The sequence below is a fragment of the Candidatus Chryseobacterium colombiense genome, assembly GCA_029203185.1.
Lineage (GTDB): Bacteria > Bacteroidota > Bacteroidia > Flavobacteriales > Weeksellaceae > Chryseobacterium > Chryseobacterium colombiense.
On the sequence record CP119310.1, the window covers coordinates 646,966 to 660,506 of the forward strand.

Genomic DNA, 13,541 nt, shown 5'->3' on the forward strand with positions numbered 1-13,541 from the left:
ACAATGTATTTTTAAATAATGAATAGAATTCCCATTTTCTTTATCAGGAAATCATTGAATATTATAGGTTTAATATTCATTTTCATGCTTTCGGCTGTCCGTTTGGCTGCTCAGGCAAAAGGCGATCCGCAGAAACTTGAAAAAAAGATTTCAAATGCTGAAAATAATAACCGGAAAGTTGAATTACTTATCAGGCTAAGCAGCTATTATCTGAATAAAGAAGGAGAATTAAAAGAAGACATCGACAAGGCAGCTAAAACAAATATTGAGGCTAAAAAGCTGAGCCAGAAGATAGATTATAAATTGGGATTGGGGAAAGCCCTGCTTTTAGAAGCTCAGATCATGCGGGAAAGCGGAGATGCTAAAAAGGCACAGGAAAAAGCCAATGAAGCTCTGCAATATGTTAAAAAAAACAATCTGGAACTTGTAACAGCAGATGTTTACAAAGAACTCTGCGCTTATGGCGGTTTTGAAAAAGAAGATATAGAAAAGAAAATACAATATCTTGAAGCTGCAGTACCGCTCTATAAGAAGAATAAAGCGTTTAAAAAACAGGCAGATGCTTTGAAAGATCTGGCAGATTATTATGGTCTTGTGCAGGAAAATCAAAAATCTTTGCAAGTTCTTGAAAATGCCGTAGCCATTTATAAGTCTATCGGTTTCAGAGAATTGCAGGGAGTTTATACCTTAATGTCAGGGAATTACGGTGTTTTACAAAATGCTCAGTTATCGTTACAGTATGCACTTATGGCAGAAAAAACCGCAGAAGAAGTTAATGATAAAAGCTATCAGTGGTGTACGATATACAATCATTTGGGGCTTGCTTATTATGATCTTCTAAAGTTTGATCTTGCTTTTTCCAATTTCGAAAAATCTTTGAATATTGCCTTAAAACATAAAAATGTAGGTGATATCAATGCGATAACCTATAACCTTGCTTCACTGTACTGTCATAAAAAAAATTATCCTGCGGCATTAAGAACACTTAAGCGTACTGAAAAAAATTATCCTCCTCCCGATGAAATTACTAAAATAAGACAGCTTTTCATCTTTACAGTTTGCTATTCTATGCTGAAACAGCCGGAAAAGGCAAAACCATACTACGAACAGATGCTTAAAAAATACAATGAATCTGACGTTGGCCTTTTTTATAAACTGACGGGGATTATCATCTATTTACAGCAATCAGGACAGGTTGAAAAGACCTATCCATATATTGAAAAATTTAAAGAATTTGCTAAAAAATCAGATAATCTTGTCTTTTACTCACAGGTTGAGCTTTTATCGTTTCAGTCGGATTTTGCGAGTAAGAAATATGAGTCGGCTGTTGATCATTTAAAGCAGCATCAGGTATTTAAAGATTCTATTTTTAACCTCGAAAAACTAAAACAGTCAACAGCCCTTCAGCTTCAGTTTGAAACAGAGAAAAAAGACAAGAATATCAAGTTGCTTACACAGCAGGGAAAATTGCAGGAAATTAAGATTCAGAATGAAAAGGTTATAAGATATGTTTTTATCGGAAGCGTTACTATTTTGGTTCTTTTTTTAGTTTTTTTGTATAACAGCTTCAGGACTAAAAAGAAAAAAAGTGAAGAGCTTGAATCACAGAGAAAACAGATAGACAAACAGAATGAGCAGCTTAAAAAACTGCTTGCAGAAAAAGAATGGCTGCTAAAGGAAATCCATCACCGTGTAAAAAATAACCTGCAGATTGTGATCAGCTTACTCAACACACAATCGGCTTATCTTGATAATGAAGATGCGTTGATGGCAATCCAGAACAGCCAGCACAGAATGCATGCGATGTCGCTGATTCATCAGAAATTATATCAGTCGGATAATCTTTCAATGATCGATATGTCCTGGTATATTTATGAATTAATTACCTATATCAAAGAATGTTATTCATCAGAAAAGAATATCAATTTTATTTTGGATACTGAAAAAGTATATTTAGACGTAGCACAGGCAGTTCCAATGGGGCTTATTGTGAATGAAGCGATTAACAATACCGTAAAGTATGCATTTCCCAAAAATACAAAAGGTGAAGTATATGTATCATTGAAAAATATAGAAAAAAATCTTTACCAACTGATTATTTCTGATGACGGGATAGGTTTGCCGGAGAATTTTGATATTGATGAAACAGAATCCCTGGGAATGAATTTAATGAGAGGACTTGCCGATCAGTTAGACGGAACTTTTTCTCTCGAAAATAAGAATGGTCTGAAGATCATCGTTACATTTAGAAAAAATACAGAAATTGAAACTTCACACGAGAAGTAGAGGTTTTACATTATAATGAAAGAAAAAATTTTAATCGTTGAAGATGAATTTATTGTAGCCAATGATTTGAAAATCATGCTTAAAAAAGCGGATTATCAGGTTGTGGGTATTGCATCTTCTGTTGTACAGGCAAGAAAGTTAATCACAGATAAAAAACCGGACTGGGTTCTTCTGGATATCATGCTGAAAGGTGATCTCACAGGAATTGATCTTGCATGGGAACTCCGCGAAATGAACCTGCCGTTTCTTTACATTTCTGCCAATACCAATCAGGCGACACTGGAAGCGGTGAAGGAAACCCAACCATACGGATTTATGGTGAAGCCTTTCCGCGAACGTGATCTTATTGTGATGCTTGATATCGCAAAATACCGTTTTGATCTGGAAAAAGGTTACAGTTTTACGGCAATCCCGGATCATAATGCTATTGACGGAATTATAGGAAAAAGCAAGCTTTTGCAGGATGTTGTAGAAAAAATAAAAATAGTGGCTCCTACAGATACTTCTGTTTTAATAATAGGAGAAAGCGGAACGGGTAAAGAAAAAGCGGCTCACTCTGTTCATGAGCTTTCAGATCGCAGTTCACAGCCGATTGTTGTGGTAAACTGTGCTGCATTGCCGCATTCACTTATAGAATCTGAATTGTTCGGGCACGAAAAAGGAAGCTTTACCGGAGCAAATATACAGAGGATCGGAAAGTTTGAGCAGGCAGATAACGGAACGATCTTCCTGGATGAAATCGGGGAACTGCCTCTGGATTCTCAAGTTAAATTACTGCGTGTTCTTCAGGAAAAAGAAATTGAAAGGTTAGGTGGAAATAAGACCATTAAAGTTAATGTAAGAATTGTTGCAGCAACCAACCGTTCCCTAGAAAAAGAGGTTGCAGAAGGAAGGTTCAGGCTGGATTTATATTACAGGTTAAATGTTTTCCCGGTCGCATTGCCACCTTTGAGAGAAAGAAGAGAAGACATTGAGCTTTTGGCAAATTTCTTCCTGAATAAATACACTGCTGCTTCAAAAAGAAATATTACTGGAATCAGTAAAAATGCTTTAGAACAGTTGTTAAATTATCATTGGCCGGGAAATATCCGCGAACTGGAACATCTTATTGAGCGAAATATTCTTTTAGCAAAAACAGCCGAGATAGAAAGTTTTGATCTTCCCGAATCTATTGAAAAACCTTCACAACAAAGCCACGGTCAGTTGAAATCAATGGAAGAAATGGAAAGAGATCATATCATGAATGCTTTACAAAGCAGCAACGGAAAAGTCTCGGGAATTGGTGGAGCAGCGGAATTACTGAAAATTCAGCCACAGACATTGTATTCTAAAATGAAAAAACTTGGCATTGATAAAGGATATAAATAATCTTACTGTCATTCTGAACATGGACTGAAGGTCTACGAACGCTTTCAGAAGCGAAGATCTATGATATTGCATATAAGATACTCTTTCGTCAGAATAACAAGCTTTAAAAACCGTCATACTAAATTCAAAATATTGGAAAAATTTACTTTTATTTTCCAATAAAATTATCTTTAAATTGATTGAAGGTAAATTTCGTAATGCCTTAAATACAAAGCTTTATGAAATTACTTTATGCTTAGTAACAGAATTAAACAAAAGAAGAAGAGTTATGGAAAAAGAAACAGTAAGAATAGAAGGGTTCAGTGATGCCGTGTTTGCAATTGCAGTTACTCTTTTAGTGTTAGATCTTCATGTTCCCGAAAAAAGTTCAATAAAAAACGGAAACGATTTGTTGGTTTTTGTTAAAAATCAATGGCCTGAATTTCTGGCTTTTACCCTTTCATTTTTCAGCATTTTCATCATGTGGGTGAATCATCATAAAATCTTTAAGCAGATCTACAGCCGCAACTCTGCGATTATGTTTGCTAATGGACTGATTCTATTTTTGGTTTCGGCAGTTTCTTATCCTACCGCTTTACTTGCCCGTTATTTTGACGGTGAAGCTTCCTCGGTGGTGGTGGCAATGTATACGGGAATCTTCGTTCTGATCAACCTTTCTTATAATTTATTATGGTATTTGGCGAGCAAGAATAAAAAACTTCTCCGCCCTGGAATTTCAGATCTTGCCATAAGGACAATCCACAACAATTATCTGTATGGTTTGCCGATTTACATCATTGCCCTGATCTTTTCTTTTTGGATTCCTGCGGTTTCATTAATTATTATTCTCGGGCTCTGGATCTTCTGGGCATTGTCCTCAGGAAAAATTGAGATGGGCATGAAGTAGTAAATTATTCATTACCTTTAAAATGATGTTTTTTCTCGATTCCTAGTTTCTGCATTTTTGAAATTAATGTGGTAGGAGGCAATCCCAGCAATTTAGCAGCACCGTTTTCCCCGAAAATTTTTCCGTTGCATTTGCCGATTATTTTTAAAATATATTCTTTTTCAAATTCCTGGAGTGTTTTAACCCGAAAATCCTGATCAGCATTTTGATAATCAATTAATTTCGGAAGATCCATTTCCTTAATCATATCTCCTTTTGTCATCAGTATACTTCTTTCAATCATGTTTTCCAGCTCACGGATATTACCCGGCCATGGATTGGCAACCATCATCTTTATTACTTTTTGAGAAAAACCACTAATCTTTTTACCCGTCTTAGGGTATAGTTTTTCGAGAAAATAATTTGCCAGCAAAGGAATATCTTCCTTTCTTTCCCGTAATGCCGGAAGATGAATAGGAAATACATTCAGCCTGTAAAAAAGATCAGTTCTGAAGAGTCCTTCCGCCGCTTCTTTTTCAAGGTTCCTATTCGTGGCTGTAATAATCCGTACGTTCACTTTTATTCTTTTGTTTCCACCGATTCTTTCAATTTCTTTTTCCTGAATAACCCTCAGAAGTCTGGCTTGTAATTCCAGGGGAAGTTCGCCTATTTCGTCCAGGAAGATTGTACTGTTGTGTGCTTGTTCAAACTTTCCTTTTCTTTGTTCTGTTGCTCCGGTAAAGCTTCCTTTTTCATGTCCGAACAGTTCAGATTCTATTAAATTGGCAGGAATAGCCGCACAGTTTATTCTAATCATCTTCTTCCCGGAAAATTCTGAAAGTTCATGAACCACTTGTGCTATAAGTTCTTTTCCCGTGCCCGTCTCTCCAAAGATAATCACATTGGATTGTGAAGAAGCTACTTGTGAGATTTGTTCAAAAATATGCTGCATCGCTTCACTTTGCCCCACAATTCCATGAAAGCCAAACTCAATTTTCTTTTCTTCCTCAGTTTTTTTAGAAAAGTCATGAATGTTTTCCTGAAACGCTTTCAATTGTTCCTGAACATTAATATTATGAAGGGTAATAGAAAGCTGGGTAGAAATGCCATTTAAAATTCTTTCCGGAATTGTATCTCTTGAAATGAAGTTTCTGTAAAAGAGGAAAAGTACATTTTTACTTTCATTGAGAGCAGGTAGTCCGAATCCGAGGGCCATCCGCATTCCCGAATTTTTAGCTTTTGCAAAACAGGAAGGAATTGATGATAGTTTAAGATCAAAAAGCAGAGGTTCCGCTGAATCAAGACAGTTTTTTAAATACATATTAAACTGTTGATCTATTATGGAATTTTGATTTTCAACTCCACTACTGATCATTTCAAAGGTTCCTTTATGATCCCTGATGATCATAAAATCATTGAATTCGAGTTCAGTTTTGAAAGATTTATTGAAAACAAGCTGAAGCTGTTTCTTATCTAAAATTGTAGAAAACTCTTTGGTTAAGCGGGAAATCATAAGCTGTTGTTTCTGCATTTCCTGCAGGTGTTTCATCATTTCTGCATTAGACTCAGAAGGCTTACTCATAGGAAATTCTTACTTGAAAGTTTAAAGATAGGAAAATTGAGATAAAGAAGATATGGGAATTGTTAGAATATCTGAGGTCTTAGTACGGGTCCTATTTGGAGGAATGTAATTTTACAGAAGTTTTTGCGAAGCATTGTTTTCGGACTGTAGCTTTCATTTCACTAAAAAACAAAGAAATGATGTTTATTATGACAATAGTACTGAAGAATGCTGAACTTTTAAAGCATGATGTGATACGCGAGCTTGCCATTTTCAAAAAGAGGTAAAGTTTTTAAGAATTTAATATATTTAAGTATCTAAAAATTTCCCATATGCTTAAAGACTTTGAATTTTATCTGTTCTTGGTTTTCTTAATTACAATGCTTATCATGTTGGCCAATAAAATTAAAGTTGCATATCCTGTCTTACTTGTTTTAGCAGGACTTCTAATCAGTTTTATTCCAGGTGTGCCGGCCATTAAAGTAGAACCTGAACTCTTGTTTATTATTTTTTTACCTCCTTTACTATATGAAGCAGCATGGTCAACTTCTTGGAAAGAGCTTTGGCGATGGCGTAGAATTATTTTCAGCTTTGCTTTCGTTGTTGTTTTCTTTACTGCACTCTCAGTTGCTGTTTTTGCCAATTATTTTATTCCCGGATTTTCTCTGGCTCTTGGGTTTTTACTCGGCGGCATCGTTTCGCCGCCGGATGCTGTTAGTGCCGGAGCCATCTTAAAATTTATAAAAGTTCCAAAAAGACTAGCTTCAATTTTGGAGGGTGAAAGTCTGCTGAATGATGCTTCGTCTTTGATTATTTTCAGATTCGCTATGATTGCTGCTGCAACCGGACAGTTTATCTGGCATGAAGCAGTAGGTAGTTTTGTATGGATGTGCTTCGGAGGGTTGGGAATCGGGCTTGCGATTGCGTACTTTTTTTTGAAAATGCATAAAATGTTACCTACCGATTCAAATATAGATATACTGCTTACTTTTATTGCACCATTTTCCATGTATCTGGCGGCAGAACAGCTTCATGCGTCCGGTGTTTTAGCAGTTGTAACCGGCGGACTATTTCTTTCTTATCGCAGTCATGATTTTTTAAGCAGCGCATCACGAATACGTACAGTAACCGTTTGGGAAAGTTTTTGTTTCTTGTTAAACGGGATCGTGTTTATGCTCATAGGTTTAGATCTGCCGGAAATTGTTTCAGGCCTGGGAGATACGGATATTTATACAGCCATCGGTTATGGGATTGCGGTCACCCTTGTACTTATTATTGTCAGGATTTTAGCAGGGTACGGAGCGCTTGTTACGACCTTAATTATGAGAAATTTCATTACTGTTGCGGATCCGAAATCGCCTGGATGGAAGACTCCCTTAATCATTGGGTGGACTGGAATGAGAGGCGTAGTTTCTTTGGCAGCAGCACTTTCTATTCCCTTAACTTTAGATGATGGATCTCCGTTTCCACAAAGAAATATGATCCTTTTCATTACATTTATTGTGATTTTGTTGACGTTGCTTTTACAAGGACTTACCCTTCCATTTTTATTGAGGAAATTTCCTCCGGTAGATAGGGATTTCATAAGAAGCGTTAAAGAGATCGATTACGAAATTCAGAACAGTCTGGCAAAAGTGGCAGTCGATAAAATTCGGAGTAATTATGCTGACAAAGTTGACAGTTTTCCTGCATTAAAGGATCAATTGCAGAAATATGAAAATCAATTGAGCAGTTCTGAAATTATTCTTAATTACGATGAATACAGACGTATTTATATTGACATTCTCGACACTCAAAGAAGTTGGCTTATTAACAAAAACCGTGAAGAATTGTTACTGGATGAAAATATCATCAGGAAACACTTGCGGTTGTTGGATTTGCAGGAGGAAAGACTGAATATGAAAGGTTGATACTGTGTTGGTTGTACCTTTCAAATGAAAACTCTTATTTATTCTATTTTTTATGATAATCAGTATATTATTCTTTCCTGAAAGAGAAACGAATAAAGACATTTCCGGAACCTGGAAACTGAATCTTTATACAATGGACTCTGATACCGTTTTTATGAAAACCATGAAAAATATACTTTTAATTACTTTGGAAAAATTTTTACAATCAGTATAGGTTAACAAAAAAATACTAAAACCTCTCGATAAAGAGGTTTTCTTATTTTATGACTGTAGTCATAAAACAAGAAAAAATAAATTTACTGTAAGATATAGGATATTATGATAATGCAAAATAATTATCTAAAAAAGCCTGTCAAAATAGAAGGAATATCTGTAATTAATGTTTGATATATAAACTATATATGTTTTTATCGTATTTTTGCAAGGTATTAATAGTCCTTTAAAAAACACAATTTTCCTCTTAATTATAGATCTCTATGAGAAAGTATCTCTATTTATTTTTTGTTTTTTTTTCTTTTTGTAGTGTTTTTGCCCAATCCACTTCCCGTTCTGTGACCATGACCCAAACTTCCATAGATAAAAAATTGGATGAAATTGCTAAAGTAAGTAAGGGAATTTTCGAGCCTAAATATGAACCTGCGCTTCTGAGATTAAAGGCCGAATCAGAAAAATTGGGGTATGATTGGGGCATATTGAGATGTGGCGATTATTTAATGGCTTTGTATCAAGGGAAAGGTGAAGATAAAAAAACAATAGATCTGGCAAATCAGCTCAAAAAAATAGCTCAAGGTAAAAAAGACGTATACGGTTATATATCTGGGATATACCGTAAAAATGCATTGTCATTAGGATATTTAGGTTTAGCAGATGCAAGTTTAGAAGACTTCAAGAAAGCAATTAGTTTTGCGAAAGAAATAAAGAATAATGATAGAAAAATGAAATTATTGTCTTTTGCTTATGAAAATATAAATTCATATTACGAAAATAAGGGAACAGAAAGAGCTGCAAATGACTCTATGTTTGTTAATTATAAGAAAAGCCTTGAAATGGCTAAAATGATTAGTGATAAAAATGATGAAGTACCTGTTGATCAGAAGTATGACCTTATTGCCTATATGAATATGAGATTAGGCCTTTTCTATTTGGAGCATGAGGCAATGAAAGATTATTTGAAATTAGCTGAAGTTTATCTGTTAGAAGCATTAAAAATTTATCAAGATAAAAGATTTAAAATAGATCCTACTAATAAAGCTCAGACATTTAATATAGTGAGTAGTCTGTACATTGAAAAAAAGAAGTATCAAAAGGCAATTGAATATGCTACACATGCATTAGAGTTTGAAAAACAACATCCCTATCCTGCGACTAGAAAACAATCATATGAATATCTTCTACAGGCTTATTTAGAAATTGGAGATAATGAAAAGTCAAAGTTCTATAGAGATAAATTCAAGAACCTTAATGATAGTTTAGATTATATACGAAGGAAGGATGCCAATGCAACAATGAAAAAAATGGTAAAGGAAGCCGATGCTGAACATGAAGAAAGCTCAAAGCAACAATGGATCATCACTGGAGTCATAGTTTTGATTACCGGACTTACAACTGCTATTCTCTGGAGAAGAAAAAATAAAATGTTTCGCAGCAAATATGAGCAGATGATGGTAAAGTTGAAAAATGATGAGGCCGTTCTTCCGGAAGAAAATATTGAAGAGACAGAAGATCATGAGGTAGAACCTGAATCTAATAACGATTCGCAGGCTGCCACCAATAAAAATACCATTCCTGTTGATACCAAAATAAGAATCCTTAAAGGCCTGGCTGCATTCGAAAAATCTGAGAAATTCTTAAAAAAAGACCTTACGATCAGTTCGTTGGCTGCCCAGCTTAATACCAATACCCAATATCTTTCCAAAGCGATTAAAAACAACAGGTCGGAAAACTTCAGCAATTACATCAACGGATTAAGAATCAACTATATCGTTCATAAGCTTTATAATGACCCTAAATACAGGGAGTACAAGATCAGTTACTTGGCAGAAGAATGCGGGTATGCTTCCTCCCAGGTGTTTGTAATTGCTTTCAAAAAGATCAACGGATTAACGCCTTCGTATTTCATCCAGAATCTAAAAGATGATCAGGTAAATACCCAGGTATCTGAATGATAACCATTAAACAAAAAAGAACAACAAAAACAGGAGCCCAATATTGACTCCTGTTTTTATGTAATGGCAATAACAATATCTCTGTTATTTCCTGTTAAGGACTTTGCAATCCATTACACTAGGCTGAAGATTGATTAAGCGTATCATCCGGCCCGTTTTTAAACTGCTCTATAAAATAAGATGGTGTAACGCCGGTTTCCCTTTTAAAAGCAATCGCAAAAACCTGTGGAGACCCATAACCGCATTCTTCCGCCAGATAGCTTATTTTGTAATCTCTGTAAACCGGCATTTCAGTCAATTTATTAATGATATACCGAATGCGAAGCCCGTTGATATAGCCGTTGAAGTTTTTACCGGTATGACTCTTGATGACTTCCGAAAGGTATTTAGTATTCGTATTCAGATGATTCGAAAGCCAGGTAAGATTAATATCCTTTCTTAAGAATTTCTCAGATTTTTCGAATTTGTTTATTTTTTTTAAAATGGAATTATATGTTTCGGTAGAGATGGAATGTGTTGTTTTCACTAGATTGCTGTAAAGATCGGTAGTTTGAGAAACCTCTAAAGGAATATTCTTATTATTGCCTTGTTGTTGAAACAGATGAGAAATAGATTTTATAATCAGGGATGAGCCTTTTCTCTTCACACGGTAAGTCAAAAGCAATACGATAAGCAGTAATCCCATAAAGCACAGGCTAACCACTTTATCCGTTATCTTAGGGGTCTCAACATAACCTTCGGCAATAAGAAAAGTTAATGGGATTATTGCAGTATTACTTTCATGAGCGGCAATAGGTGGGGAAACATCAAAATGTTGTGCATTTACTTGGAAAGAACATAAAAAAGCTGTTAAAGCTACCAGGTAGGCTAAACGGAGTATAAAGCGGTGATGCATTTTTCCTTTAACAGGAAAAAAATCCTTTAGATGAAACAGAAAATAACAGTACATAGTTCTTAGTAAATAGCGTTGGTGTAGAGTAGAATAGATAAACTCATTTTGTTTGTCAAAAATAAGCCCCTCAGCGGGTAACATAAAAAACCTACATGGAATTTATTCGGAGATAATTCCACGAATATTTTATGTAAAGTGCTTATAAACAGTGTTGCTCATTTGTAAAATAGATATTAACAATGATTTGTTGTCTATAGGATTTTTGCTCATTTATTTCCGGGATTCTGCTTCCTTTACTTTCGTTTTTAATACAACAGAAATTATCTTTAGCGATTTTGAAAGACAGGGATAGTACTGGGAAAATCCTTCTGTCAGGCGATATATTCAAAAAGAACAACCCGGGTTTACATGTAGAGAAACCATTATCCGGTACAATAATTTTAATAATAGGAAGAAATGGAAGGTAGCTTTGATCCGATAAGTATACCATCACCGGATTTCTGTATTACTCAATACTGAATGATCATGAGTTTGTATTCTTTTAAAATGATAGATTTAAGGTTTTGATAATCAATGTTCTCTAGTGTGTAAAATGTTTTTTTTTGATGAAGGATTTCGGAAAAGATTGCACCCTTCCTTTTTTTTCTGGCGAATATCCGTGTAATATTGCTTCACTTCATAAGAATGAATGTTCCCTTCTTTCTTACGATTAAAAACTGTAAAACCACTTGTAATGAGAAAAAATGAGAACCCAAATTTCATCAACGTGAGGCCGAAAGGTACCCCGTGGAAATTGGGTCTCTTTTTTTTATGGGGGTTTATTCTCTTTTCAAATCCATTATTTGCGCTAAGTGAGACAAATTCCGGAAAGCTAACCGATTCAATACGTACTACTAAAGAGGTTCAGAAAGAGGCCAATGTACTGTATATCGAAAAAGGAGCCTTCATATACGGAATGGAAAATGTCACACAGACGATTACCTATTCCCACAACACAGAGAAAAATAGTTCCAAAACTTTACCTAAAAAGAAAAAAACAGCTGTTAAAAAAAAGTTAGTAAAGCATAAAGCAGTACAGCAGGTTCCTAAACCTAAAATTTCAGTAGTGCTTTCATCACCCCCTTATGAAGAATCTTTCAGTCTGGGCAAAAAAATTTCTGCAGTAGCAACCATTACTCTGAATCCCAACTTAAAATCGACTATCTTAACAAATCCGGTTGAGGTTTTCAAAGTTCCCTCTTTCAAAACAAATTCTTCACATTATTCTTCCCTCTTTATTATAAGAGATATTTCGGACACCCTTATCCTTACCCGCCCGCCACCTTCCTTATTTTGATCCCTATGATGTCAGTTAAGGCACAATAACCGTAAGTCTCATGATAGTGCAGGATTGAATAAATACACATTAGCCGGTATATCAGATGAAGACTGTCTTCTTATGAATTCAAAGTTTAACAACATGACCAATTATCTGTTTGCAGAAGGTATTTACTGGTTGTTGTCTTGTATGTTCGTATAACATCGTCGGGAAAAAATCTAACACACAATCTGATTTGGAAAAAATACATCTAAGAAAGCCTTAGATGATAGTAATTCATAAATAACACCCAATACACATGCCCATCTTACACAAAATTAAAGCCTATCTGTACGATAACTATCTTACCAAAGACAATCCTAACGATTTTACGGCCCGCACCGTTAGCGAGCGCTCACTGAATGTAAAGCAGATCTGCGAAGCGGCAGTCAGCCGTGGCGGAGCAGACGTAACTGCTGCGGCTATGGAGCATGCTACCGAGCTGTTCCTGAAAGAAATGGCCTATCAGCTTTGCGATGGATATTCTATTAATACCGGATATTTCACGGCAGGCACACTGATCCGTGGAGTATTCGACAGCCCTTCCGAAACATTTAACAGTCAGAAACATAGTATTCTGTTCCAGTTCAATCAGGGTGAAAAGCTGAGAGCTGAAATTCCGAATATTGAAATCAATATCCTGGGGGTTGCGGAGGTATCCGGTGTAATCTTACAGGTGACCGATGTAAAAAGCGGCACCGTGAATGACCTGCTGACCCCGGGAAGAAACTTAAAGATCAGTGGAAACAAAATTAAAATAGCAGGGGGAAATCCGGCTAATGGGATATTCTTCGTCAATACCTCAACCAGTGTCCGGACACAAGTAGAAACCAGTGAAATTGTTACCAATAATCCTTCTGAGCTCATTGTGATCATTCCGGATCTGCCTGTCGGTACCTACACCCTTGAAGTCGTAACCCAATATGCAGCAGGAAGCACCTTGCTGAAAGAACCGCGTATTGCAGAATTAGAAAAAGTCCTTACGGTAGAATAGACGTTTTTACTCTACGTCTTGAACCCGACCGACACCAGACCATGGAGTAGTGTTACACCAGACTCTGAACTAGGGCTGCACTATGTGTTGGATCCGCCCTTCTCCAGACAATGGAGCAGCGCAGCGGAACAGCCGAAGGATCT

General features: G+C 35.8%; 10 protein-coding genes. 8 read left to right on the forward strand and 2 right to left on the reverse strand.

What is annotated here, in order from left to right:
* Nucleotides 1-18: 18 nt before the first annotated feature.
* The 3 genes from P0Y62_02695 to P0Y62_02705 all read left to right on the forward strand — a co-directional run bounded on the left by P0Y62_02695 (nt 19) and on the right by P0Y62_02705 (nt 4,540).
* The gene (locus P0Y62_02695; protein WEK70464.1) at nt 19-2,286 is read left to right on the forward strand and encodes a histidine kinase dimerization/phosphoacceptor domain -containing protein; all 2,268 of its coding nucleotides are present in this window, start codon (nt 19-21) and stop codon (nt 2,284-2,286) included.
* A 15-nt stretch (nt 2,287-2,301) separates the two neighbouring features.
* Nucleotides 2,302-3,654 (forward strand): sigma-54 dependent transcriptional regulator, encoded by a 1,353-nt coding sequence (locus P0Y62_02700; protein ID WEK70465.1) that lies wholly within the window; start codon nt 2,302-2,304, stop codon nt 3,652-3,654.
* Between the two features lie 268 nt (nt 3,655-3,922).
* Complete coding sequence (locus P0Y62_02705; protein WEK70466.1) at nt 3,923-4,540, forward strand: TMEM175 family protein; 618 nt, start codon at nt 3,923-3,925, stop codon at nt 4,538-4,540.
* 4 nt (nt 4,541-4,544) lie between these two features.
* Here P0Y62_02705 and P0Y62_02710 read toward each other — a convergent pair whose 3' ends face one another.
* Complete coding sequence (locus P0Y62_02710) at nt 4,545-6,101, reverse strand: sigma-54 dependent transcriptional regulator (protein WEK70467.1); 1,557 nt, start codon at nt 6,099-6,101, stop codon at nt 4,545-4,547.
* 311 nt (nt 6,102-6,412) lie between these two features.
* On the opposite strand from P0Y62_02710, the gene P0Y62_02715 reads away from it, so the two are divergent.
* The 3 genes from P0Y62_02715 (at nt 6,413) to P0Y62_02725 (ending at nt 10,155) form a co-directional block, all read left to right on the forward strand.
* Nucleotides 6,413-7,990: a Na+/H+ antiporter gene (locus tag P0Y62_02715; protein ID WEK70468.1), complete on the forward strand. Its 1,578-nt coding sequence runs from the start codon at nt 6,413-6,415 to the stop codon at nt 7,988-7,990.
* A 52-nt stretch (nt 7,991-8,042) separates the two neighbouring features.
* The gene (locus P0Y62_02720; protein ID WEK70469.1) at nt 8,043-8,204 is read left to right on the forward strand and encodes a hypothetical protein; all 162 of its coding nucleotides are present in this window, start codon (nt 8,043-8,045) and stop codon (nt 8,202-8,204) included.
* A gap of 262 nt (nt 8,205-8,466) precedes the next feature.
* A complete protein-coding gene (locus P0Y62_02725; GenBank protein WEK70470.1) occupies nt 8,467-10,155 on the forward strand; it encodes an AraC family transcriptional regulator in 1,689 nt (562 codons plus the stop codon).
* Between the two features lie 118 nt (nt 10,156-10,273).
* Here P0Y62_02725 and P0Y62_02730 read toward each other — a convergent pair whose 3' ends face one another.
* Nucleotides 10,274-11,050 carry a helix-turn-helix domain-containing protein gene (locus P0Y62_02730; GenBank protein ID WEK70471.1) on the reverse strand — a complete coding sequence of 259 codons (777 nt, stop codon included), beginning with the start codon at nt 11,048-11,050 and terminating at the stop codon, nt 10,274-10,276.
* Nucleotides 11,051-11,780: 730 nt separating this feature from the next.
* Between P0Y62_02730 and P0Y62_02735 the strand changes: the two genes are divergently transcribed.
* Both P0Y62_02735 and P0Y62_02740 read left to right on the forward strand, forming a co-directional pair.
* Nucleotides 11,781-12,383, forward strand: a complete 603-nt coding sequence (locus tag P0Y62_02735; protein WEK70472.1) for a hypothetical protein — start codon at nt 11,781-11,783, stop codon at nt 12,381-12,383.
* A 280-nt stretch (nt 12,384-12,663) separates the two neighbouring features.
* A complete protein-coding gene (locus tag P0Y62_02740; protein WEK70473.1) occupies nt 12,664-13,398 on the forward strand; it encodes a DNA-binding domain-containing protein in 735 nt (244 codons plus the stop codon).
* Nucleotides 13,399-13,541: the final 143 nt, after the last annotated feature.